Source organism: Actinosynnema sp. NPDC050801 (genome assembly GCF_040673975.1).
Taxonomy (GTDB): domain Bacteria; phylum Actinomycetota; class Actinomycetes; order Mycobacteriales; family Pseudonocardiaceae; genus Actinosynnema.
On sequence record NZ_JBFAQZ010000012.1, the window covers coordinates 61,073 to 85,345 of the forward strand.

Below are 24,273 nucleotides of genomic sequence, written 5' to 3' on the forward strand. Positions count from 1 at the left end.
CACCCGCCGAAGCCACCTCACCGCGCACGACCGCCTACGCCGCGTGCGCGGTCACGGTCGCCCCGGCCCCCGTGGTCGCATCGACACCATCCGTTCACCAACCGTTCGCCCCGTGATCCCCGCTCCGCGCGTCAAACGAGTCGAGCGGGCGAGATGATCGCGGTGAACACGGGGGTGAGCGGGTCAAGTGAAGCGCCGGTTGTCCATCGGCTTGGCCGTGGTGTTGTTGGCCGCCGTCACAGCGGTGGTCGTGTGGGGCCGTCCGGATGACGCGGAAGGCGGCGCGCGGGGTGGGTTGACCACCGTGCGCGGCGTCATCGGGTCGGAGAAGCTGGCGTTCTTCAGCGACCAGCGGGTGGTGGCCGCCTTCGCGGCCCACGGCTTGAAGGTCGAGGTCGACACGGCCGGTTCACGGCAGATCGCCACCTCGGTCGACCTCGACAAGTACGAGTTCGCGTTCCCGTCGTCCTCGCCCGCCGCGCAGCGGATCCAGCGCGACCGCAAGACGACCGCCGCCCACACGCCGTTCCAGTCGCCCATGGCGGTGGCGACGTTCGAGCCGATCGTGCGGCTGCTCGAAGCGGCCGGTGTCGTGACGAAGGGCGCGGGCGACTACCAGGTGCTCGACGTGGCCAAGTACCTGGAGCTGGCCGAGGCGGGTACGCGCTGGGACCAGCTGCCCGGCAACACCGCCTACCCGGCGCGCAAGAACGTGCTGGTCACCACCACCAACCCGGCCGAGTCGAACTCCGCCGCGATGTACCTGTCGATCATGTCGTTCGTGGCCAACGGCAACACCGTGGTCGGCACGCCCGAGCAGGAGGCGGCCGTGCTGCCCGACGTCGCCCGGCTCTTCCGCGACCAGGGCTACACGCAGAACAGCACCGAGGGCCCGTTCGAGGACTACCTCGCGGCCGGCATGGGCAAGACGCCGCTGGCGCTGATCTACGAATCCCAGTACCTCGACCGGGTGCTGCGCGCCGACGGCTCCATCCGCCCGGACATGCGCCTGCTCTACCTCGCGCCGACCGTCTACTCCAAGCACACGCTCGTGCCGCTGTCCGAGCGGGGCGACCAGGTCGGCCGGCTGCTGAGCACCGACCCGGGGTTGGCCGAGCTCGCCGCCACCTTCGGCTTCCGCACGTCCGACCCGCGCGCGTTCGCCGACGTGGTGGGGGACAAGGCGCCCGCGGACTTGGTGGACGCGGTCGAGCCGCCGTCGTTCGAGACGCTGGAACGCCTGCTCGACGCGGTCGCCCCGTGACCGACGAGTTCGCCCTCACCCCGCCCGAGCCGGTGACGCCCATCCCGGTGGAACGTGCGGCCGGGCTGATCGCGCTCGGCGACGACGTGCGCGCGGACGTCGACGAGCGGGCCGAGCGGTTCGCCGAACGCCTGCGGGCGCTGGACGTCCGGTCGCCGGAGTTCACCACCGTGCTGGACGACGTGCTGGCCGTCGGCGAGGCCGACATGCGCGCGGCGGCGGGCGTGGCGGGCGCGATGCTGGACCGCTCGGCGCGCGCGTTGCGCGACGACTCACCGCAGGTCCGGGTCACCACGTCGTTGACCGGCCTGCGGCGCACCGTCGCCGAGCTCGACCCGGCCAAGCTTCCGATCACCGGCCGCAAGCTGCTCGGGCTCTTCCCCGCCGCCAACGCCGCCAAGAAGGCCCTCGACCGCTACCGCGCGGCGGGCGAGCCGGTGAACGCGCTGGTGGTGGACCTGCGCACCCGCCAGGACGTGCTGCGCCGCGACAACGCCGCCATCAAGGGCGAGCGGGAGCGGTTGTGGCGGGCCATGGGGAAGCTGGCCGAGTCGGCCGCGTTCGCCGAGGCGGTGGACGCCGCGATCGAGCGGCAGGCCGAGGTGTTCGACCTGACCGACCCGGCACGCGCGCGGGCGTTGCGCGCCGACGTGCTGCACCCGATCCGGCAACGGCACCAGGACCTGCTCACGCAGCTCGCCGTGAGCGCCCAGGGCTACCTGGCGCTGGACCTGGTGCGGCGCAACAACGACGAGCTGATCCGGGGCGTGGAACGCGCGGTGACCACGACCGTGGCCGCGTTGCGGATCGCCCTGCTGGTCAGCGGCGCCCTGGCGAGCCAGCGCGACGTGCTGGACGAGGTCGCCGCGTTGCAGGCCACCACGGACGGCCTGATCCGCGCCAACACCGAACTGCTCGACCTGCAGGGCGCGGAGATCCGGCGGGCGAGCAGCGACCCCGCCGTGGCGGTGGAGACGATCCGCGCGTCGTTCGACCGGATCTACGCGGCGATCGACGCGGTCGACGGCTACCGGGCGGACGCGGTGCGCACGATGGCCGTCACGGTCGAGTCGCTGTCGGGGGAGATCCGCCGCGCCGAAGAGCACTTGCGCCGTTCGCACGACGCGGCGGCGGTCGAGGGGGAACGATGAGAACAGCGTTCGTGCTCGCCGCGGTGCTGTCGGCCGCCGCGTGCACCGCGGGTCCGGAACCGGACCCGGCGCAGCCGGCGGGTCCGCCGGAACCCGGTGTGCTGCGGGTGCTCGCGGGCAGCGAGCTCACCGACATGCAGCCGGTGCTGGACGAGGCCGCGAAGGCCACCGGCGTCGAGGTGAAGTTCACCTTCACCGGCACGCTGGAAGGCGCCGAGGCGCTGGCCAAGGGCGAGGTCGACGGCAAGTACGACGCCGTCTGGTTCTCGTCCAACCGCTACCCGGCGGGCATCCCGGAGGCCGCGAAACGGCTCGGCAACCAGGTCAAGATCATGAGTTCGCCGGTGGTGCTCGGCCTGTCGACGTCGTCGGCGCAGCGGCTGGGGTGGGCCGACCGGCGGGTCGGCTGGGGCGAGATCGCCGAGCAGGCCGGGCGCAAGGCGTTCAGCTACGGCATGACCGACCCGTCGGCGTCGAACTCCGGCTTCTCCGCGCTGGTCGGCGTGGCGTCCGCGTTGGCGGGCGCGGGCAACGCCGTGGACGCCGGCCAGATCGCGGCCGTGACGCCGCGGCTCAAGAGCTTCTTCACGGCCCAGGCGCTGTCCGCCGGGTCGTCGGGCTGGCTGTCGGAGGCCTACCAGCGCCGCGCCACCGGGCAGGACCCCGGCGCGCGGGTCGACGGCCTGATCAACTACGAGTCCGTGCTGCTGTCCATGAACGCCGCCGGGAACCTGCCCGAACCGCTCGCGCTGGTCTACCCGGACGACGGCGTGGTCACCGCGGACTACCCGCTGACCCTGCTCGCCGACGCCGGTGACGACGCCCGCGGCGCGCACCAGCGCCTCACCGACCACCTGCGCACGCCGGCCGTGCAGCGCGAGGTCATGGAGACCACGCACCGGCGGCCGGTCGTGCCGGGTGTCGAGCCGGACTCCCGGTTCGCGGTCCGGGACCTGGTCGAGCTGCCGTTCCCGGCCGCGCGGGACTCGGTCGACGCCCTGCTCTCGGCCTACTTCAACGAGATCCGGCGGCCGTCGCGGACGCTGTACGTGCTCGACACGTCCGGTTCGATGGCCGGTGGCCGGATCGCGTCGCTGCGGTCCGCGCTGGTCGGCCTGACCGGTGCGGACGACTCGCTCACCGGTCGCTTTCGCCGGTTCCGCAGCCGGGAGGAGGTGACCCTGCTGCCGTTCAACACCACACCCGGCACGCCGCGGACGTTCACCCTGCCCGAAGGCGACCCGGGGGCGGAGCTGGCGCAGATCAAGGCCTACGCCGAAGGACTGCGGGAAGGCGGCGGCACGGCCATCTACGACAGCCTGTCCCGCGCCTACGAGGTGATGGGGCCGCTGGTCGCGGCCGACCCGGACCGGTTCACCTCGATCGTGCTGATGACCGACGGCGAGAACGCGAACGGCTCCGGTCTGGCCGAGTTCCAGGCGGCGTTCGGCTCGGTGCCCGCGCAGTTGCGGCAGGTGCCCGTGTTCACCGTGCTGTTCGGCGAGGGCAGCGGCGCGGAACTGGGCCAGGTGGCCACCATGACCGGCGGCAAGGTGTTCGACGCGCGCAACACCGAACTCGGCGACGTGTTCCAGGAGATCCGCGGCTACCAATGATCCGCTACCTCGGCTCGACCAAGAACCTCGTCGGCTGCGTCGGCGGCCTGCTCGGCGTGCTGCTGCACCTGACCGGGGTGGTGGGCGGCGTGTGGCCGCTGGTGGTGGCCGGGCTGTACGCGGTGGGCGCGCTGCTCGCGCCGCCGGAGAAGGTCCGGCTGGTGCCGGTGGACGTGGTCACCGAGGCCGGTCGTCTGCGGGCGGAGCTGGACGGCCTGGTGAGGGAGGTGGGCGCGCAGTCGTCCCGGGTGCCCGAGCCCGCCGTTGCCGCGGTCGGTCGGATCGGCGCCGTGCTCGGCGACCTCCTCGCCCGGCCGGACGCGTTGGCCGCCAACCCGGACCTGCGGCACACCGTGGTTCGCTTGGCGCGCACCGACCTGCCGCTGTCCGTGCAGACGTACCTGAACCTGCCGTGGTGGTTCGCGGTGAAGCAGCGGGCGGGTGGCGAGCCGAGCCCGGGCGAGGAGCTGGTCACCCAGCTCGGCCTGCTGGAGGACGAGGCGCACCGGCTGGCCGAGCGCGTGTACGCGGCGGACGTCAACCAGCAGGCCGACCACACCCGCTACCTGAAGGAACGCGACCAGCGCGACCCCACCTGACCCGCGAGCCGAACCTCCAGACCCCGCGAGTCGAACCTTCAGGTCCCGCGAGTCGAACGCTCAGGTTCCGCGAGTCGAACCTTCAGGCTCGGCGAGTCGAACCTTCAGGCTCGGCGAGTCGAACGCTCAGGTCCCGCGAGTCGAACGCTCAGGTTCCGCGAGTCGAACCTTCAGGCTCGGCGAGTCGAACGCTCAGGTCCCGCGAGTCGAACGCTCAGGTCCCGCGAGTCGAACGCTCAGGTCCCGCGAGTCGAACGCTCAGGTCCCGCGAGTCGAACGCTCGGGTCCGGCGAGTTCCACGTTCGCGTCGGCCGAGCGCAGCGCCTCGTCCGGCGTGAGCGTCGCACCGCGGGCGAAGTGCGCGGCGAACGCCGCCGAGCCCAGGGCTTCGGTGACGCGCGCGGTGATCCGGTCGACGTCGCCGCGTTCGGCCGGTGGCAGGGGAGCGCCACGCGATCGTCGGGCCGCGTCCGCCGCACCCAACAGCGTCGCGGCGATCGCCGGGCGGTCCGCGGCGCCGGCCAGACCCTCCAACGCCAAGGCCAAGGCCCGCGGATCACCGGTGTCGACGGCCGCCGCGTAGCCCTGCCGGTGCCGGGCCGTCGCGGTCGTGGCGTCTCCGCGCAGCTCGGCCACGAACCCCAGCTCGGCGAGCACCAACGCGTTCGCGCCGGTCAGCCCCACCTCGTCGTGCCAGGCCAGCACGGTACCCAGGAGCGTCTCGGCGGCGTCGAGATCGCCCTCACGGCGTGCGCCCAGCGCCAGACCGAGCCGGGCGTTGACCTCACCGGCCCGGAAACCGTGCTGCGCGGCCAGGTGCAGCGCGCGCTCGTGGTGCTCACGTGCCCGTGCGTGGTCACCGGCGAGCAGGGCGATCCGGCCCAGGCCCGCCGTCAGGTCGGACACCTCCGGCCACAGGCCCAGTCGGTCGGCCAGGCGCAGGCCCGTGCGCAGCCGGTCCGCCGCCTCGTCGTGGTCGCCGAACGCCTCGGCCACCGCCGCGAGCGGACGGATGCCGCGCAGCCTGCCCCACGTGTCGCCGAGGTCGCGGAAGAGGGCGACGCTGCGCTCGCCGTCCCGTGCCGCCGCCTCCAGGTCGCCGCGCAGGAGGCGCTGGAACGCGCGGTCGCTGAGCGCCGCCGCCGTGCCCCACCGGTCGCCGGCCGCGGCGAAGCCCGTCAACGCCCGCGCGGTCAGGTCCTCCGCCGGGACGACGTCGCCGATCTCGCACAGGGCGTGGCCGAGGAACCAGGCGGCGTGCGGTTCCGGGCAGGACCGCAGCGCGGCCTCGATCCGCCCGGTGCGGTCCGCGCCCTCACCGGTCAGGATGCCGATGCCGACGTGCCACGCGGTGGTGGCGCCGGTGCGACCGAGCGTGTGCACGGCTTCGAACGCCCGGCGCGCCTCACCCAGCCTGCCGCGCAGCACCCAGTACCACGCCAGGGCGTCGACCAGCCGCAACGCCTGCGACGTGAGGCCGAGGCGCACCGCGTGGTCCACCGCGCCGCGCAGGTTCGCCGAGTCGGCGTCCAGCCGCCGCAACCACTCGTGCTGGTCCGGCCCGCGCAACCGGGACCGCTCGGCGAGGTCGGTGTAGTGCTCGACGTGCCGCGCGCGCACCTCGTCCAGCTCGCCGGCCTCGACCAGGCGCTCGACGCAGTACGCCGCCACGGATTCGAGCAACCGGTACCGGTTGCCCGCCGGTCCCTCCACCACGACCACCAGGGACCGGTCGACCAGGCCGGTCAACACCTCCAGCACGTCGTCGCCGCCGGACACCGCCTCGGCCGCCTCGAACGTGCAGCCCTCCTGGTGCACGGCCAGCCGGCGCAGCACGACGCGCGACGCGTCGTCCAGCAGCTCCCAGCTCCAGTCGATCACCGCGCGCAGGGTCCGCTGCCGCGGCGGCGCGTCCCGGTACCCGCCCGCCAGCATGCGGAACCGGTCGTCCAGCCGGGACAGCACGCCGGTCACGCCCAGCGCCCGCACCTTCGTCGCGGCCAGCTCCAACGCCAGCGGGATGCCGTCCAACCGGCGGCAGATCGCGGCCACGGCGTCGGCGTCCATGGTCGATCCGGGCGCGGCGGCGGTGGCGCGGGCGACGAACAGCTCGACCGCGGCGGCCCCGGCCAGCGGTGCGACGGGGTGGCGCACCTCGCCCGCCACCGACAGCGGCTCCCGGCTGGTCGCCAGCACGCGCAGGTGGGGCGCGGTCCGCAGCAGCTGCGCGGTCAGCCCGGCCACCTGCGCGATGATCGGTTCGCAGTTGTCCAGCACGAGCAGCATCCGCTTGTCCCGCAACGCCCTCGCCAGCCGGTCGACCGCGTCCACGTGCTCGCCGCCCCACGTGCCGTCGTCGCGGATCCCCAGCACCGCAGCCACCACGTCGGGCAACGAGGACGGCGCGGACACCTCGACGACCCACACGCCGTCCGGGAACCCGTCCGCCAGCCGCCCGGCGGTCTCCACCGCGAGCCTGGTCTTGCCGACCCCGCCGGGACCGGTCAACGTCACCAGGCGGTGCCCCGCCAGCAGTCGGCGCACCTCGGCCACGTCCCGTTCCCGGCCCACCAGCCCGGTGAGCGGGTTCGGCAGGTTGCCGCCCGGCCGCGCGGGCGGCGCGAGGGCGGCGTCCTGGTTCAGCATCGCCCGGTGCAGGGCGGCCAGCTCGGGGCTCGGGTCGACGCCGAGCTCGCCCGCCAACCGGCGGCGCAGGTCGTCGTAACCGGCCAGCGCCTCGCCCTGCCGACCGGACCGGTAGAGGGCGCGCAGGTGGACCGCGCGCAGGCGTTCCCGCAGCGGGTGCCGGGCGACGACGTCGGCGAGCTCGGACACCACGGCCGCGTGGTCGCCGAGGTCCAGCCGCGCCAGCGCCAGGTCCTCCAGCGCGACCAGCCGCTGCTCTTCGAGCCGGGTGGTCGCGGGCCGGGTGAGGTCCAGCTCGGCGAACTCCGCGAACGCCGGGCCGCGCCACAGGTCCAGCGCGTCGGTCAGCAACGCGGCACGCGCGGTCGGGTCGGTGGCCTCGCGCGCCCGCGCGGTCAACGTCGAGAACCGGTCGGCATCCAGGTCGTCGGCGTGCACGAGGTAGCCGGGGGCCCGTGATTCGACCAGGTCACGGCCACCCGGCTCGGCTTCCTCCAGGGCACGCCGCAACTGCGAGACCTTCGCGTGCAACGCCCGCAGCGGGTTGCCGGGACCGCCGTCGCCCCACAGGTCGGCGACCAGTCGGTCCGCCGACACCGACCGGCCGCGGTGGGCCAGCAGGACGGCGAGCAGCACGCGCACCTTGCGCTCGGGCACCCGCACCGGTGTGCCGTCGGCGGTCCGCACGTCCAGCGGACCCAGCACCCCGAAACGCATGGCCCAACCGTAGTCGAGGCGACCCGGACAAGATCGGAACAGGATCCGAACAGGGTGTCGGCACCGTGGTCCTCAAGTCACGACCTGCTGGAGGAACACCATGTCGAACACCACCCGGGAGATCCGGCTCGCCGCGCGCCCGGTCGGCGAACCGGGCCCGGACCACTTCACCCTCGCGACCGCCGACCTGCCCGAGCCGACCGACGGCCAGGTGCTCGTGCGCAACACGTGGATGTCGGTCGACCCGTACATGCGCGGCCGGATGGACGAGGGGGAGTCCTACATCGCGCCGTTCCGGGTCGGCGCGGCCCTGGAGGGCGCGGCGGTCGGCGAGGTCGTCGCGTCGAAGTCGGAGGCCGTGCCGGTCGGCGCGACCGTGGTCCACTTCCTCGGGTGGCGTGAGCACGCCGTGGTGGCCGCGTCGGCGGTGACCGTGGTGGACACCGCGGTCGCACCCCCGCAGGCCTACCTGGGCGTGCTGGGCACGCCGGGGCTCACCGCGTACGTGAGCCTGACCGAGATCGCGCCCGTGCGGCCCGGTGACGTGGTGTTCGTGTCCGCCGCTGCGGGCGCGGTCGGCAGCGTCGCCGGGCAGATCGCCAAGCGGCTCGGCGCGTCCCGGGTGATCGGCTCGGCGGGCGGTCCGGTGAAGGCGGGGAAGCTGTTGCACGACTTCGGCTTCGACGCCGCCGTCGACTACAAGTCGGGTCCGATCGCGGAACGGCTGGCGTCGGCCGCGCCCGAGGGCATCGACGTCTACCTGGACCACGTCGGCGGAGACCACCTGGAGGCGGCCATCGGCGCGATGCGCGAGGGCGGCCGGATCGCGCTGGTCGGCGCGATCAGCCAGTACAACGCGACCGGGCCGGTGCGCGGGCCGGACCTGTACCCGGCGGCGGTCAAGCAGCTCAGCCTGCGGGGCATGGTGGTGAGCTCCTACCTGCACCGGTTCCCGGAGTACGTCGGGCGTGCCGCCGGGTGGCTCGCGGACGGCGGGCTGCGCACCGAGGAGACGGTGTTCGACGGCCTGGAGCGTGCGCCGGAGGCGTTCCTCGGGGTGTTGAGCGGCGCCAACACCGGCAAGATGCTCGTCCGCCTGGACGCGCGGTGAAGCCGCGCCGGTCCGCGACCGGGGAGTAAGGGGTCGGCGCGGCGGTCGCCTCTCGGCGAGTGGCTCGACGCGGCTCCAGCCTGACGGTATTCCGCGACGGCGCTTGGTGAGGCCCGGGGACACGGACCGCACCGACCGAAGCTTCCAACGGCTCGGTGGCCGCTGGTGTTCCCGTCCGGCCGTGGTGTGCGTCTCAGTTCGCCGAGCTGTCCGTACGGTACCGTACGGACAGCGACCATACGCAGGCGTACGGAGGTGTGGGATGGCGGTGTTGGCCCTGCTCACGGCAGGTTTGCTCGTGCTCGTGGGCGCGCTGCACGTGCTGTGGATCTTCTCGCCGTGGCCACTGCGGTCACGTGAGGAGTACGCCCGCCGGGTGGTGGGTGTGCCGATGGACCGACTGCCGTCGGCGGGCCTGACGCTCGCCGTGGCGCTGGCGCTCGGCCTGGCGGCCTACCTGGTGATCGGTCGGGCGGACCTGGTCGGGGTGCCGGGCCCGTCCTGGCTCCCGGTCGTGGGAACGGCGGGCGTGGCGGCGGTGTTCCTGCTGCGCGGTGCGGGCGGGTTCGTCGTGTCGTCGCGGCGGTCGACCGAGTTCGCCCGGCTGGACCTGCGCGTCTACTCGCCGTTGTGCGTGGCGCTGGCGGCGGCCTGCGCGGTGGTCGCGATCGGCTGAACGCCGGCTCGACGGCGACCGGCGACCTGCGGCCGGCGGTGGGCCGGGATTGCGGTGGGCCGGGATGGCGATCGGCCCCCGCCCGAGCTCCGGGGCTCGGACGAGGGCCGATGGCTCGTGGTGACGCGATCAGGCGTGCGTCGGGATCACTTCGCGCAGGCCGGCAGGTGCGGGTGGCGCTCGCCGCGCTCGACCGACTCCTTCGCCAGCGTGCACTGCAGGGCGTGGTAGGCGGGCTTGCGGGTGAAGTCCTCCCACATCACGGTCGCCGCGCCCTGGCCCTCGAAGAACACCGGCACCCAGGAGTACTTGTCGGTGAAGCCCCAGATCGTGAAGGAGTCACAGCCCTTGACGTTCAGGCACGCGACCAGGGTCCGGTTGTAGTAGTCGGCCTGCTTGGCCAGCATCTCGGCGGTCGGCACGCCGTTCGCGGGCAGGTCCATCCGCACGTCCAGCTCGGTGATGGCGGTGCCCAGGCCCAGGTCGGCGAACCGCTTCAGGTTCGTCTCCAGGTCACCGGGGAAGCCGTACCGGGTGCTGAGGTGCGCCTGGGCGGAGAAGCCGTGCACCGGCACGCCCTGCGCCAGCAGGTCCTTGATCAACGCGTGGTAGGCGTTGCTCTTGGCGTTGACGCCCTCGACGTTGTAGTCGTTGAAGTACAGGTCCGCCTTGGGGTCGGCCTGGTGCGCCCAGCGGAACGCGTCCGCGATGATGCCGGGGCCGAGCTCGCGGATCCAGATGTTGTCGGTGGTGCGCAGGTTGCCCGAGTCGTCGAAGATCTCGTTGGCCACGTCCCACTGCTGGATCTTGCCCTTGTAGCGGCCCACGACGGTGGTGATGTGCTCGCGCAGGATCTGGCGGAGCTCGTCGGCGGTGAAGTCGCCCTGCTCCAGCCATGCGGGGTTCTGGCTGTGCCACAGCAGGGTGTGCCCGCGGACCACCTGGCGGTTGCGCTGCGCGAACTTCGCGATGGCGTCGGCCATCCCGAAGTTGTAGCGGTTGCGCTCCGGGTGGATGTACTCCCACTTCATCTGGTTCTCGGCGGACACCGAGCTGAACTCCTTGGCCAGCACGGAGCGGTACTCGTGGTCCTTGGTGAACGGGTCCGGGTAGGGCTGTTCCTCGTGGTGGCCGCCACCGGCTGCGGCGGTGCCGATGTAGAAGCCCTTCGGTGCGGCCCAGCGGAGGGTGTCCTTCTTCGCGTGGCCCGGCGACAGCTCACCCGTGTCGGGCGTGGCTGCGGCGACCAGGGCGAGCGGCGATGTCAGCGCCAGCGCGGTGAGCGCGGCGGTGACGAGGCGGATCGACTTCATTGCGGTCTTCGCTTTCTCGGACGACTGCGACGGCGGCTTTCGAAAGTTTCGTCTTGAATCCAGCAATTTTCGAGATGCCGGACCTTAAGACGCCCGCCGTGCCAACGTCAAGACTTCCTCAAGTACCCACTACCGCCCGTAGGTGCTGGTCGGAGAGTTTTGTCGGTGCCGAGGGCTAGCGTGGTCGCCGAACGGTCAGCGATGTGACTGGGGGTCACGCAGATGAGGAAATCGGCGGTAGCGCTGGTCGCGGTGCTGGGACTGGCACTGGTCCCGGGCGCGGCGGCGGGTTCGGCGGGGGCCTCGGGCCTCGGGTGGAACGCGACGTGGGCCGCCTCGCCGCACTCCCCGACCGAGGCCTTCGGACCGAGCTGGGGGCCGGCCGGGTTCGACAACCACACCGTCCGCCAGGTCGTGCGGATCAGCGACGGCGGCGCGGCGGTGCGGATCAGGCTGTCCAACGCCTACGGCACGTCACCGCTCGTGGTGACCGGTGCGACGGTGGCGCGGAGCGCGGCGGGCGCGCAGGTGCGGCCGGGCACGGTGCGGCACCTGGCCTTCCGCGGCCACCGCTCGGTGACCGTGCCGGTCGGCGGTGAGGTGGTCGGCGACCTCGCGGCGCTGCCCGTGGCGCCGCTCAGCCGGGTGACGGTGACGCTCTACCTGGCCGGGAAGACCGGTCCGGCCACCGGGCACGCGTTCGCCACCACGACGAGCTGGCGGGCGTCCGGCGACCACCGGGCCGACGTGGCGGCCGACGCGTTCACCGAGGCGTCGGAGTCGTGGTTCTACCTCAACGCGGTCGAGGTGGTCGACCTCGTGCCGCGGCGCGAGGTCGTGGTGGCGTTCGGCGACTCCATCACCGACGGTGTGGGGTCCACTGTGGACGCCGACAACCGCTACCCGGACGAGCTGGCCGAACGGCTCGGCGGGCGGCGCGGTGTGGTGAACGCGGGCATAGGCGGCAACCGCGTGCTCAACGACTCGACGTGCTTCGGCGAGAAGGCCACGTCGCGGTTCGAGCGGGACGCGTTGGCGCAGCCCGACGTGCGCACGGTGATCCTGCTGGAGGGCATCAACGACATCGGGTTCAACCAGTTCCCGTTCGAGTGCACCACGCCGAACCCGGAGGTCACCGCGGCCGAGCTGATCGCCGGCTACCGGGAGCTGATCGGCCAGGCCCACGCCAGGGGCGTGCGGGTCGTGGGCGGCACGCTGCTGCCGTTCAAGGGCGCCCAGTACTACACCGAGGCGGGCGAGGCGGTGCGGGACGAGGTGAACGCGTGGATCCGCACGTCCGGCGAGTTCGACGCGGTGGTCGACTTCGACCGCGCGCTGGCCGACCCGGCGGATCCGGACGCGTTGCTCCCCGCCTACGACAGCGGTGACCGCCTGCACCCCGGTGACGCCGGGTACCGGGCGATGGCCGAAGCCGTGGACCTCTCGACGCTGTAGTCCGGCGACCCACCCGCGAAACGCCCTCCCGGCACCCGCCGGGAGGGCGTTTTGTCGAATTGCGGTCGAACGCGCGTCGAATGCGGATCCGTTGTCGCCCAACACTTCCCCTTTCCGCACACGAATGGTTACAGTGCGATTTGGGAGCGCTCCCAGTCCCTCATGGGTCTTTGTCCGACATGGCTGTCCTCAACGAGGAGGAGAGAGTGGCGCTCATAACCGTCCCTGCGAACAAGAGCCTGCTCGTCAAGGTCTTCGCGACGCTCGCGGTCGTCGCCGGACTCATGGCGAGCATGATGACCGGCGTCGCCCAGGCGCACGGGTCCACCGTCGACCCGCCGTCGCGCAACTACGGCTGCTGGCAGCGGTGGGGCAGCGATTTCCAGAACCCGACGATGGCCCAGCAGGACCCCATGTGCTGGCAGGCGTGGCAGGCCGACACCACCGCGATGTGGAACTGGAACGGCCTGTACCGCGAAGGCGTGGCCGGCAACCACCAGGGTGCCATCCCCAACGGCCAGCTGTGCAGCGCCGGGCGCACCGGCGGCATGCGCTACGCGGCGCTGGACAACCCCGGTCAGTGGAAGGCGGTGACCAAGCCGCGGCAGTTCACCCTCGACATCTGGGACCAGGCCCGCCACGGCGCGGACTACCTCCGGGTGTACGTGACCAAGCAGGGTTACGACGCGACGACGACGCGGTTGGGCTGGAACCACCTGGACCTGGTCGCGACGACCGGCCGTTACGCGCCGTCGGACCACTACCGGGTCGCGGTGAACGCGGGCAGCCGCACCGGCCGCCACGTGGTCTACGCGATCTGGCAGGCCAGCCACTCCGACCAGTCGTACTACTTCTGCAGCGACGTCATCTTCCAGTAGGCGAGCGGGGTTCCGTGCCCACCCCGACCGGGGTGGGCACGGAACCCGTCCTGGGTCACTGGTCGATGAACAGGCCCTGCCCGAAGCCGGCTCCGGAGGAGTCGTTGCCCGGCTGCACGGTCACGTTGTCGCCGCGCGCTGGGACGCCCACGACCGTCGGCTCGCCGTCCACCACGTAGGTGTCGTCGGTGGTCGCGCGGTCGAGGAACACGCCGAGGCCCTGGTTGTTGCCGAAGCCGAGGCTGCCCGCCCTGGTGCTCGGGTTCTGGATCGGGCCGACGAACTCACCGGCGAACGCGCCGTGGTAGCTGTCCGCGCCGGCGTCGTCGATCAGGATGCCGGTGGTGCCGGGCAGCACGTTGGCCGTGCCCTGGACGAACCGCGGGATGCGGTCGCACAGGCCCTCGCCCTCGTCGTCCCGCACACCGCCCGCCCCCTCGGTCTGGTTGGGCGCGGACGGGTTGACCGGTGCGGGCATGTAGTAGTCGTAGGTGTCGGCGCCCGCCTGGTCGTGCAGCAGGCCGAAACCGCCGACCAGCGCGAAGCCCTGGCTGTTGCGCACGGCGGAGTAGGTGTCGTTCCCGCCGTCGTCCGACAGCAGTCCGACGCCGAAGATGTGGCCCGCGCCGAGCGAGCCGGTCTTGCCGGTGTAGGCGTCGGCCGTGCCGCCCGAGTCGCGCAGGACGCTCACGCCGAGGAAACCCGCGCCGCCGGTCATCATCCGGCGCACGACCGGGTCGGTGGTGCAGCCGGTGTCGTGGTCCGGGGTTTCCTTGACGCCGTAGGTGTCCTGGCCCGCGAGGTCGAGCAGCACGCCGACCGCGGGCACGCAGTCCAGCGCGGTCAGGCCGGGGATGGCGCGCTGGCAGCCCTGAGCGGGGCCGGTGCCGCGCAGGCCCGTGACGGCGGACCCGACGGGGGAGAAGTTCAGGTCGACCATGTTGCCGCCGGCGTTGTTGCGGTAGGTGTCGTCGCCGCCGACGTCGATGATCAGCATGTAGTCGTGCGCGTAGGTGTTGTCGCCGCAGGTGCTGCCGTCCAGCCGCAGCACGGGCCACAGGTCGAGGTCGGCGGTGCCGGGCACGGCGCACGAGGCGGCCGCGGGCTGGGACGCCAGGCCGTCCAGCGCGAGCTGCAGCTCGACCGTTCGCCGCCAGACGGGTTCGGCGCACGCGCGGATCCCGGCGTGCGCCAGGGGGTCGAGGGCGCCGCCGGTCTTGAGCACGAGCGGCAGCAGGCCGGTCGGGATGGCGGCGAAGCGCGTCTCGGTGACCTGCTGGCACGTGATCATCGCGGTGAGCAGGTTGGCCACCCGGCCCGCGACCTCGGTGGACAGGCCCGACGAGCTGATGGCCGCGGTGGCGTCCTGCGGCAGGCCGACCCCGGCGGAGAGGGCGGAGACGGCGGTGGCCAGCGCGCCGGTCGGGTCGGCGGGCAGCGGGGTGGTGATCGAGGTCGGTGCGCTCAACAGGCCCTGGTTGGGCTGGAGCTGGGCGCCGACGACGGGGTTGACGGCGGCGATGGCCTGCCACGCCGAACCGCTCGCGGAAGCCGTGCCGTTCGCGGCGACGAGCAGCGCTACGCAACCGGACAACGAGAGCAACGCTCGTCTTAATCGTCTCGACATGGTCGTGTTCCCTCCGGATGTGGATCAGGGCGGCCGAACTATAAAGTCGGCTGCCCTGATCCGCACTCCCGGGCGGGGATCGCGTCTCGAATACCGCCGTTCGTCGCAGCTCTCGGCGGACCTCGCCCGTGTCGACGACCGGCCGAGGTCTCAGCCCGACGCGGTCGTCCTGCTCATCCCGCCACGCCTTGGACGCGGCCGACACCTGCGCCGGCCGTGACGAGTCGCGGCACGGACGCGGGGTCGTCCACCGTGTAGCTGTAATAGGTGCGCGGCTCCACGACGGTACCGAGCGTTTCCGGCGCGCCGGAGCCGGCGTAGATGTTGTTGCGCTCGATCACCCGCCCCGGACCGCTCTTGTCGTAACCGGACAGGATCGGGTACGAGACGTTCTCGAAGTAGTTGCCCTCGACCACGACACCGGCGTCCATGGTCGAGGCGACGCCGTAGAGCGAGTTGCCCCGGTAGTAGTTGTTGTAGACGTGCACCGGCTCACCGAACCGGACACGCGGGTGGCGCTGGTCGGTGCCGTCGAAGAAGTTGTGGTGGTAGGTGACGCGCAGCTTGCCCTTGTCGCTGGTGTAGGTGTCGGAGTGGCCGAGCAGCGCGGCCTTGCTGTGGTGGTGGAAGTGGTTCCACGACACCGTGACGTAGTCGGAGTTGCGCTTGATGTCCAGCAGGCCGTCGTAGCCGTCGGACAGGTCGCAGTGGTCGATCCACACGTGGTGGGCGGAGTTGGTGACGCTGATCGAGTCGTCCGCAGCGTCGGTGAACCGCAGGTTGCGGATGATCACGTTGTTGCCGGGGCGCGTGGTCGAGCCGAGCTGCAGCCCGCCGCCGGTGATCTCGGCGGTGGAGCCGACCCCGACGATGGTCTTGTTCGCGACCACGGTCAGCATCTCGTCGCCGACCTGGATGCGGCCGGACACCGAGATGACGTACGGCTCCTTGCGGCCGACGTAGTCGGCGAGGGCGGCGGCCGTCGTCACGGTGACGGCCTGGCCACCCGCGCCGCCGGTGGTGCCGTTCTGGCCGAGGGCGTTCACGCCCGCGAACCCGTTGGCGACGTTGAGCGGTGACACACCGGCCGAGGCCGTGCGCGGGACGGCGGCCGCCAAGGCGGCCAGCGCCGAGCCGGAGAGCAGCCGACGGCGATTGATGGCGCTCATGTGAAGTCCTCCTGGCTGTCCTGGCTCAGATGCGGCCGACGCCGGCGCCGGCCGGCACGGTGCTGGGCAGGGTCGACGGGTTGTCCGGGGTGTAGGCGTAGTAGGTGCGGGGTTCGACGACCGTGCCGAGGGTCTGCGGAGTGCCGGAGTTGACGAAGACGTTGTTGCGCTGCACCACCCGGCCCGGCCCGCTCTCGTCGTAGCCCGAGTAGATCGGGTGCGGCACGTTCTCGAAGTAGTTGGCCTCCACCAGCACGCCGGCGTTCATCGTCGACGCCACCCCGTAGAGCCGGTTGTTGCGGAAGTAGTTGTTGTAGACGTGGATCGGCTCGCCGAAGCGGACGCGGGGGTGCCGCTGGTCGGTGCCGTTGAAGTAGTTGTGGTGGAACGTCACACGCAGCTTGCCGGTGTCCTGGCCCGCGTTGGAGTCGGAGTGGCCGAGCAGCGCGGTCTTGCTGTGGTCGTGGAAGTTGTTCCACGACACGGTGATGAAGTCCGCGCCCCGGACGATGTCGATGAGGCCGTCCTGACCGCCGCTGAGGTCGCAGTGGTCGATCCAGATGTGGTGCGAGGACTGCTGGATGCTGATCGCGTCGTCGTCCGCGCCGGTGAACTTCAGGTTGCGGATGATCACGTTCTGCCTGCGGTACATGTCCAGCCCGCCGCCGCGGATCTCCGCGCCGGGCAGGCCGATGACGGTCTTGTTGGAGCGCAGTCCCTGCTTGCTGCTGAACGTCATGATCCCGTCGACCTGGATCACGTAGGGCTCGTTGCGGTCGCAGTAGTCGAGGAACGTGTCCGTGTCCCGCACGGTGACCACGGGCCCGCCCACGCCGCCGGTGGTGCCGTTCTGGCCGAGCGTGTTCGTCCCGGCGAACCCGTCGGCGGTCTGGAACGGCGCCGCCCACACCGGGTTGGTGGTGACGGGGCTCGCGCCCGCCGGGCGTGCGGCGACGGCGGTCAGGACCGTCGCGGCGGCGCCCGTGAGGAGGGCGCGCCTGCTGATGTCGCTCATCGTGGGTGCTCCTGTCAGATGCGACCGGTGCCCGCACCGGCGGGCACGACCGTGGGGACCTCGGCGGCGCGGTTGAGGGTGTAGGCGTAGTACGTGCGCGGCTCGACCACGGAACCGCGGAGCTCGATCTCGTGGTTGCACTCCACGAGGATGTTGTCGCGGGCGACCATGCGGCCCAGGTCGCCGCTGAAGTCCACCCGGCCGGGGTTGTTCACGCTGAAGAAGTAGTTGCCCTCCAGCACCACGCCCGCGTTCATCGCCGAGGCGACGCCGTAGCTGTTGTCGCGGTAGTAGTTGTTGTAGACGTGCACCGACTCGCCGAACCGGACGCGCGGGTTGCGCTGGTCCGAGCCGTCGAAGTAGTTGTGGTGGTAGGTCACCCGCAGTCGGCCGATGTCCTGCGCGCCGTTGTCGTCGTCGTGGCCGAGCAGCAACGTCTTGTCGTGGTCGTGGAACCTGTTCCACGAGACGGTGACGAAATCGCTGCCCCTTTTGATGTCGACCGCGCCGTCGTCGCCGTTGGAGAAGTCGTTGTGGTCGATCCAGATGTGGTGGCTGAACATCTGCACGTTGATCAGGTCGTCAGTGGCGCCGGTCAGCGCGAGGTTCCGGATGATGATGTTGTGCACGGCGTTGGCCGAGGGAGTGGTGACGTCGTCGTCGACCGGCAGGCCGATGTTCAGCCCGCCGCCGACCAGCCGCGCGTCCGTGCCGAGGCCGATGATGGTCTTGTCCGAGGCGACGGGGTGCATGCCGTCCGTGCTGCCGGTCGGCAGCGTGATCGTGCCTCTGACCTGCACGACCAGCGGTTCCGGCCGGGCGATGTAGTTCAGGAACTGGGCGGGGGTGGTGGCGGTGACGACGGCGCCGCCCGCGCCGCCGGTGGTGCCGTTCTGTCCCAGTGCGTTCACCGAGGCGAACCCGTCCGCGGTGGTCGCGGCCAGCGCCGGCGTGGCGCTCGGCACCGCGACCGCGGTCGTGGCCAGTGCGACGGCCACGACGACCTTCAGCAGGGCGCGCCTGTTCCCGACAGATGTGGGCATGGCTATTTCCTCTCCCGTATGAGGGGTGAGTGCAGGAGTTATCGGGAAAGCGCTCTCTGATCGCACCGTAGCGCATGTTCCCGGCCTGTCAACGGTCGGCGACACCTCGGGTCCGAGGTTCACATATGTGGCCGGACTATTAGTCGGAGTCGTTCACATATGTGTCGCCGAACGCCCATTCCGGCTAACCGGGAATGCTCCGCGCGGCTATTCTCGCCCGCCGCGCGAGGGCGTTGCTGGTCTGGAACCACCGACCGCGCCCCACCGGGTTCGTCCAGGCGGGTCGCGGTGGCACAGGGCTCCAGCGGTGCCTCCACCAGGACTCGAACCTGGGGCCTCGCCGTTCGTAGCGGCGCGCTCTGTCCTGCTGAGCTATGGAGGCTGGAATGGTGCGGCAATTGCGGGGGAAAGAAAAAGCCGCCCTGGTCGGTTCCCCGACGGGCGGCTCCCTGGACCGGACCTGTCACCAGGTCACGGCGGGGAGCACGAGCGGCCCGGACGGCGTCGACGCGTGTTCGTCATCGCCCCTCCTCCGCTCGGTGTGTGCTGCCATGCTGCCTACCGTCGCACGGTGCCGTCAAACCATTTCCGGCGCATTCCCCGACGCCGGGGCGGCGGATTTCACGGCTCACCGGTCAGCAGCTGGAGGTCCGGGCTCCGCCGACCGGGAAGGCCGAGCATGAAGTCCAGGTGCACGAGGTTCACCTCGGCACAGCCCACGTCCCGCACAGCCCACGTGCGCCAGTCCGATTTGGACGGGAGCCGACCTGGGAGCGACAGCAGCACGGGCTCGGAGAGCATGGCGCCTTCCCGGTCGAAGAACACCACCGCGACGTCGAACCGGGTTCGTTCCGCAGCGTCACGTCCAGCAGCACGGTCTGCTCACCGCGCCCGGCCGCGGTGACATCCACCAGTTCGAGGTCCGACAACCGCACGCGAGCCTCGTCCGGGGGGAACGCGACCGTCGCGGTCGAGGTGGACCCGGTCACCGCCGAGCCCGACACGACCGGCGCCGAAGCCGACCCGCCACCCGACCGCTCCGAGAGGCCAACCCGTTGGCGGTCCAGCTGACGACCTCGCCCGCCACGGCGACGAGGGTGCAACCCAAGCCCAGGACCGCGACCTTGGTGGCAGTGCCCCGCGCGCCCCGCTTCAGCCGTCTGCGCCCCACCTCAGCCGCCTGCGCCGCACTGCCGGGGGCTCGCCGACCCACAGGATCACCGCGACGACCACGCACGCCGCGGCCACCACCCACGCCCACCACGCCCGGGCCTCGACCCCGATCACACCCTGGACGATCGCCACGACCACGAAGACAACGATCAGCGCGACCACCCGACGACCCCGAACCGGCTTCCGACCCGCACGCCGACGCAACCCCATGACCGGTGCATCGAAGCGGACAGGAGGCCGTTACACCGAAGGGGCATGCGGCGCGGTGGCCGACATGACCTGGTCGCCCGGCCTCGATCCGCCACGTCGCACCATCGCCTTCGGCCCCGAGGCGCGAGGGATGCCGTAACGGCGGTACGCGACGCGTCCCCGTCCGTGGTCTATTACGCGAGTCGTGGAACCGGACGGTGTTGCGGGAGGCGGACTGCCATGAATCGGACGCGGACGTGGGGAGCCTCCCTGATGACGGCGCTCGCAGTGGCAGGGGGCGTGGCCGCTGCCACGGGCCAGGCGCACGCGGAGGCCGCCGCGCAGACCTGTGTCGGCACCTGGGCGGTCACCTACGACCCGCCCATCACCGACACGCCCCAACTCGTCGCCGGTGTCCTCACCGGGACGTTCCCGGCCTGCACCGACCTCCAGGCCTTCACCGCGACCTACCGGCAGGTGTTCACCGACACGGTCTCCTGCACGACGTTGCTCAACGCGGGCGCCACGTCCCGCACCTACACCTGGGGCAACCCGCTCGCCGCGCCGACCACCTTCACCTACAACTTCACCACCACCGTGGTCGGCGGGCAGGTCGTGGTCACCAACACCGGTGTGATCACGGCAGGGCGGTACTCGCCGGGCAGCGCGGTCCAGGTCGCCACGCTCGTGACGCCGGACGCTCTCGCGTGCGCCGGTTCGGGCATCGGCAGCCTCACCGGCCCGACGACGCTCACCATCTACAGCCCCTGAGCGTCTGACGAGCGTGTGGCAGGAAGTCGCCACGCCCGGTTACCGCCGGCGCCCGGTTTCGTATTGACTCCGCCATAAGGGCTCCCTAGCGTTTTCGCTACCGCGACCGCAGGGGAGTCGGCCGATTCGAGGGGACCGACCGTGCGCAAGCCACGCATCGCCGAGCTCCTCATCGCCGCCCTGGCCGTGGTGATCCTCGCGGCGGCCTTCGTGGTGTTCGGGCAGGACGCCCCGCCGGCGCACCAGAACCACGTGGCCGCCACCGTGACGAGCGCGGCGTCGGGTGCGGGGCGATCCGACTCGTTCGAGGGCTACCGGCTCGAACCGGTCGAGGTCCCCGACCGGCACGGCCTGGACCTGCCGTTCGCGTTCCGGATCATCGACCCCGACCAGCGGCCCGCTACCGCGTTCCAGCCCAACATGACCAAGCAGCTGCACTTCTTCGTCGTCCGGGACGACCTCAGCGTGTACCAGCACGTCCACCCCGAGCCGGACGGCGACACCTGGCGCACCACGCTCTCACTACCGGGCGCCGGCCGCTACCGCATGTACACCGAGTTCATCCCGCCCAGCACCGCCCGACACCCCGAGCCGGTCGTGCTCGGCGCGCCTTTCGAGATCCCCGGTGACGCGACGAAAGCAGCGCTGCCCTCGCTGAGCGTGGAGACCACCACCGAGTCCGGCTACCGGGTCGTCGTGCGGGACGGACTCGCCCTCCCGCTGGGCGCCCCGGCGAAGATCCGGTTGGCCATCAGCGATCCCGGGGGTGCTCCGGTGACGGCGCTGGAACCCCACCTGGGTGCCTACGGCCACGTCACCGCGTTCCACACCGAGCAGCTGTCCACCACCCACCTGCACCCCGTCGAGGTGGTGGGGATCCCGGTCCTGCAAGGCACCCTGACGTTCGACGTGTGGTTCGGCGACGCCGGCGACCACCGGCTGTTCCTGGAATTCCGCCACAACGGGCAGCTGCACACCGCCGCACTCACGTTCACCGCCACCGACGTCTGACGCGAAACGCCTCCCGGCGACGACTCGCCAGTCCGCCATCCGAAGAGGCGACGATCGACTGGGTGACGTCGTGGGTGGAGTCTCTGCGTCAGGCGTCCTGCCCTTGACTCACCTCGACGCGGTGCAGCGCTCGCGCGCGTGTCGCACCTGCTCCTCGAAGGTGGCTCTGCCTTTCAGCACAGCCTTGAGCTGATCGTCGAGGTCGGCTTGCGCGTCCTTGGACAGGGTCCAGCCCAAGGGCGCTTGGACGCCAGGGCTGGGCACGTTCGCGATCCGCACGTAGCTTTCGCAGCCGAAGGCGTCATAGGTGCGTTGCCGTGCGGCGGAATCGCCGATCCCGGCCGTTGCCCGTACGCCTTCCAAGGGGACGAGCAGTTCACGTGGTCGGTCGCCGGCTTCCGGGGTGGCGACGCTGTCGTAGCCGTTGTCGATCTGGAGCATCGTCGGCACGATGCGCCGTGTGGGTCGTTGGCTCAGCACTGGGCAGCCTTCCCCTGGGCTCGCGCCGGCCACCGCGGCGTTGTGGCATTCGATGAACGGGCGGAGGGTCAGGTAGAGGTCGTGGGCGGTGAGGCTTGCGCTGGCCTCCACGTAGCCTCCGTCGACGACGTGGACGTGGTGTTCCTCGTCGTTGCCGCAGGAGGTGAGTCGGCCGGCCGGTGTGATGTAGGGGAACCGGGCGGACAGCAGGGCCGCGGTCGAGCCGTTGACGTCACCGCAGCGCAGGTAGTGCTGGCCGAGGTCGATCAGGGCCGGTGCGTCCGCCGAGGAGGATCCAGCGATCGGGGGATCGTCGGGGCGCCCCTTGCACGCCATCGGGTTGCCGGACCGGTCGTAGCCGCTCAACGCCAACGGCGCGACGAGGGTTCGGCAGCCGCTCTCCACCGAGGTGCCGTTGAGCAGCGCCAACGGCATCCACTCTGCGCCCGGTGCCCAGTGTGCGTAGAACGGCTGCTCCAACGCCCTCTGCTCGCGTTCCCACGACATCTCCAGCACCGCCGCGCGGTCCAGTCCGCCGAAGCCGAGGAAGGAGCGGGGGAGGTCGACGTGGAGCAGCCATGCGACGGTGGCGCTCAGGTGGTCCTGGTCGAACACCTGCTCGGCCTTCTCCTCCGGCTTGGAGAGCCACGACATGATCCCGAGGCTGCCACCGGACACGCCACTGGCCGCGAAGACCGGTCGGTCACAACCGGTCTGATCGGGGAACAACGACCGGAGGACGCCTTCGGTCCAGTAGGCGGCCCTGATCCCGCCTCCGGAGGCGGCGACGATGACCAGGTTCGCCGGGTCCTCGCGGCCGGGTTCGGCCGTGCAGTTGGCCTGCGACCACGAGGCCAGCGCCTCGGCGACCGTCAGCGACGGCGGTGCGTCCACCTCGGCTCGGCGCACCGTGTGGTGCCCTCGACCGTCCACCACCGAGGCGAGCAGGAACCACGCCAAGAGGAGGAAGAAGACCGGCGTGCGGTGCAAGCGGAACCCACGCAGCCCGGCGATGGGCGTGGCGTGGTCCGCCCAGCGTTCCAGTTCGGTCCCGAAGACCAGGACGGCGACGAGGAAGAAGGTCACCACCGCGATCGGTCCGACCGTGACCGCGAAGCCGAACATCGTCGCGGGCACGCCGCAGAGCACGAAGGTGATCACACCGGTCACTGCTGCGAAGCCGTACGCCCAGTTGATCCGACGCCGGTCGTCCGTCCCCGACGGCGTGTCGTCCCGACGTGCGGCTGCGGAGGGCCTCAGCAGTGACAACAACACGATCGGCAAGAAGGCCGCACCAAGGCCGACCGCGAACAACACGACCGGCCGTGACAGCAACTCCTTCGCCAGCACGGCGGGCACGGCTGAAGACCTGATGATGAACAACGCCGTCACGACGCACGGGAACACGGCGAACCGGGCGGCCCATACTGTCACGTCGAGTTTCTGCCGAGCGGTCGAACTGTCACTGTCGGGGTTGTCGGATCTCCAGGGCGGGACCCCGGCAAGCCACGACAAGGCCACCAGTGCGGCAAGGACGATCGCGAGCCCCCACAGGTTGCGCCACCAGATTCCGGCAATGCCCGCGAGGACACACGCCGACAAGATCACCCATGGCCGGATCGGATCCGACTTCTCGCGTTCGGTACCTGCGGCCCGGTGGACGCTCGCCCACATCGTGAGGGACAGCAGCACGACGGCGACACCGCTCGACACCGCCCGGGCGGGGCTGTCGGCGATCGCGAGCAGGGCGTCCTGTATCTGATCGGTGCTGACGCCGGTCAGCAGCGCGGTCAGCACCAACGCGATGCCCACCTGCCAGCGCAGCTGCTTGACGGCGGTCATTGTTTGGCCGTTGACGTGCTTGCGGATCACCTGCGCTTGGAAGGCGAGCGCCGCGGCGAGGAGTACCAGGACCGCGAGGGCCAACCACTTCGCCAGCGTCCCGATGCCCAGCAGCCACCCGGTGAACTGGGACGACCCGGCCCTTCCCGTGATCATCAGGAAAGCAACGCTCTCGGCCACCTCGGCGACCAGGATCACCGTCAGCACGAGGACCCGTACTCGACCGGTGGCCGACTTGCGCAGGGCGGTGCCGACCGAGCGATTCGTGTGGATCTGCCCGGCCAACCAGCCGAGCAGGAGCCATGCGAGGACCAGGTAGGAGGCGGTGAAGAACCCGTCCGCGACGACGTAGGCGATGAGCAGCCGACGAGCCGTGGCGAACGATCCCGGTGCGGGGGCTGCGCAGGCACCGACCTTCTCCTCCGGGTCGTCCAGGGCGGCGGCACCGCTCCAGACGCACCGGGCTTCGGCCACGTTCGGCGGGGCATCGGCCGGATTGAGGCCGGACAGGCCGGTGATCGTGTAGG

19 protein-coding genes and 1 tRNA gene are annotated in these 24,273 nt (G+C 71.4%); 10 read left to right on the forward strand and 10 right to left on the reverse strand.

Annotation, left to right across the window (positions count from 1 at the left end):
- Positions 1 to 187: 187 nt before the first annotated feature.
- Genes AB0K14_RS25500 through AB0K14_RS25515 form a run of 4 tightly spaced genes read left to right on the forward strand, consistent with a single transcriptional unit; the run spans position 188 to position 4,630 of the window.
- Positions 188 to 1,264 carry a hypothetical protein gene (locus AB0K14_RS25500; protein WP_360456071.1) on the forward strand — a complete coding sequence of 359 codons (1,077 nt, stop codon included), beginning with the start codon at positions 188 to 190 and terminating at the stop codon, positions 1,262 to 1,264.
- Positions 1,261 to 2,415, forward strand: a complete 1,155-nt coding sequence (locus AB0K14_RS25505) for a toxic anion resistance protein (protein WP_360456074.1) — start codon at positions 1,261 to 1,263, stop codon at positions 2,413 to 2,415. The genes AB0K14_RS25500 and AB0K14_RS25505 overlap by 4 nt, the downstream gene beginning before the upstream one ends.
- Positions 2,412 to 4,031: a VWA domain-containing protein gene (locus AB0K14_RS25510; protein WP_360456077.1), complete on the forward strand. Its 1,620-nt coding sequence runs from the start codon at positions 2,412 to 2,414 to the stop codon at positions 4,029 to 4,031. Before AB0K14_RS25505 ends, AB0K14_RS25510 begins: the two co-directional genes overlap by 4 nt.
- Complete coding sequence (locus tag AB0K14_RS25515) at positions 4,028 to 4,630, forward strand: hypothetical protein (RefSeq protein WP_360456080.1); 603 nt, start codon at positions 4,028 to 4,030, stop codon at positions 4,628 to 4,630. The genes AB0K14_RS25510 and AB0K14_RS25515 overlap by 4 nt, the downstream gene beginning before the upstream one ends.
- 258 nt (positions 4,631 to 4,888) lie before the next feature.
- Here the strand turns inward: AB0K14_RS25515 and AB0K14_RS25520 are convergent, their stop codons facing one another.
- Positions 4,889 to 7,993 (reverse strand): BTAD domain-containing putative transcriptional regulator, encoded by a 3,105-nt coding sequence (locus AB0K14_RS25520; RefSeq protein WP_360456083.1) that lies wholly within the window; start codon positions 7,991 to 7,993, stop codon positions 4,889 to 4,891.
- Positions 7,994 to 8,093: 100 nt separating this feature from the next.
- Between AB0K14_RS25520 and AB0K14_RS25525 the strand changes: the two genes are divergently transcribed.
- Together AB0K14_RS25525 and AB0K14_RS25530 are read left to right on the forward strand one after the other, a co-directional pair.
- Positions 8,094 to 9,104: an NADP-dependent oxidoreductase gene (locus AB0K14_RS25525; protein WP_360456086.1), complete on the forward strand. Its 1,011-nt coding sequence runs from the start codon at positions 8,094 to 8,096 to the stop codon at positions 9,102 to 9,104.
- Between the two features lie 262 nt (positions 9,105 to 9,366).
- Positions 9,367 to 9,780 carry a DUF3995 domain-containing protein gene (locus AB0K14_RS25530; RefSeq protein ID WP_360456088.1) on the forward strand — a complete coding sequence of 138 codons (414 nt, stop codon included), beginning with the start codon at positions 9,367 to 9,369 and terminating at the stop codon, positions 9,778 to 9,780.
- Between the two features lie 146 nt (positions 9,781 to 9,926).
- Here AB0K14_RS25530 and AB0K14_RS25535 read toward each other — a convergent pair whose 3' ends face one another.
- Positions 9,927 to 11,093: an endo-1,4-beta-xylanase gene (locus tag AB0K14_RS25535; protein WP_360456091.1), complete on the reverse strand. Its 1,167-nt coding sequence runs from the start codon at positions 11,091 to 11,093 to the stop codon at positions 9,927 to 9,929.
- A gap of 222 nt (positions 11,094 to 11,315) precedes the next feature.
- Between AB0K14_RS25535 and AB0K14_RS25540 the strand changes: the two genes are divergently transcribed.
- A complete protein-coding gene (locus AB0K14_RS25540) occupies positions 11,316 to 12,548 on the forward strand; it encodes an SGNH/GDSL hydrolase family protein (RefSeq protein ID WP_360456094.1) in 1,233 nt (410 codons plus the stop codon).
- Between the two features lie 284 nt (positions 12,549 to 12,832).
- A complete protein-coding gene (locus AB0K14_RS25545) occupies positions 12,833 to 13,426 on the forward strand; it encodes a lytic polysaccharide monooxygenase (RefSeq protein ID WP_360456208.1) in 594 nt (197 codons plus the stop codon).
- 55 nt (positions 13,427 to 13,481) lie between these two features.
- On the opposite strand, the gene AB0K14_RS25550 is transcribed toward AB0K14_RS25545, so the two are convergent.
- The 7 genes from AB0K14_RS25550 to AB0K14_RS25580 form a co-directional block, all read right to left on the reverse strand.
- A complete protein-coding gene (locus AB0K14_RS25550) occupies positions 13,482 to 15,053 on the reverse strand; it encodes a hypothetical protein (protein ID WP_360456097.1) in 1,572 nt (523 codons plus the stop codon).
- Positions 15,054 to 15,226: 173 nt separating this feature from the next.
- The gene (locus tag AB0K14_RS25555; RefSeq protein ID WP_360456100.1) at positions 15,227 to 16,222 is read right to left on the reverse strand and encodes a pectate lyase; all 996 of its coding nucleotides are present in this window, start codon (positions 16,220 to 16,222) and stop codon (positions 15,227 to 15,229) included.
- Between the two features lie 25 nt (positions 16,223 to 16,247).
- The gene (locus AB0K14_RS25560) at positions 16,248 to 17,237 is read right to left on the reverse strand and encodes a right-handed parallel beta-helix repeat-containing protein (RefSeq protein WP_360456103.1); all 990 of its coding nucleotides are present in this window, start codon (positions 17,235 to 17,237) and stop codon (positions 16,248 to 16,250) included.
- A 14-nt stretch (positions 17,238 to 17,251) separates the two neighbouring features.
- Positions 17,252 to 18,280 (reverse strand): pectate lyase, encoded by a 1,029-nt coding sequence (locus AB0K14_RS25565; protein ID WP_360456106.1) that lies wholly within the window; start codon positions 18,278 to 18,280, stop codon positions 17,252 to 17,254.
- 308 nt (positions 18,281 to 18,588) lie between these two features.
- Positions 18,589 to 18,662 (reverse strand) — tRNA-Arg (locus AB0K14_RS25570).
- A 239-nt stretch (positions 18,663 to 18,901) separates the two neighbouring features.
- A complete protein-coding gene (locus AB0K14_RS25575; protein WP_360456108.1) occupies positions 18,902 to 19,081 on the reverse strand; it encodes a hypothetical protein in 180 nt (59 codons plus the stop codon).
- Positions 19,082 to 19,432: 351 nt separating this feature from the next.
- Positions 19,433 to 19,615, reverse strand: coding sequence for a hypothetical protein (locus AB0K14_RS25580; RefSeq protein ID WP_360456111.1), 183 nt, complete (start codon positions 19,613 to 19,615; stop codon positions 19,433 to 19,435).
- Positions 19,616 to 19,915: 300 nt separating this feature from the next.
- Between AB0K14_RS25580 and AB0K14_RS25585 the strand changes: the two genes are divergently transcribed.
- Positions 19,916 to 20,413 (forward strand): hypothetical protein, encoded by a 498-nt coding sequence (locus tag AB0K14_RS25585; protein WP_360456114.1) that lies wholly within the window; start codon positions 19,916 to 19,918, stop codon positions 20,411 to 20,413.
- A gap of 141 nt (positions 20,414 to 20,554) precedes the next feature.
- A complete protein-coding gene (locus AB0K14_RS25590; RefSeq protein ID WP_360456117.1) occupies positions 20,555 to 21,424 on the forward strand; it encodes a hypothetical protein in 870 nt (289 codons plus the stop codon).
- A gap of 108 nt (positions 21,425 to 21,532) precedes the next feature.
- Here the strand turns inward: AB0K14_RS25590 and AB0K14_RS25595 are convergent, their stop codons facing one another.
- Entirely contained in the window at positions 21,533 to 23,953 is a 2,421-nt protein-coding gene (locus AB0K14_RS25595) for a hypothetical protein (RefSeq protein ID WP_364338908.1), read from the reverse strand.
- Positions 23,954 to 24,273: the final 320 nt, after the last annotated feature.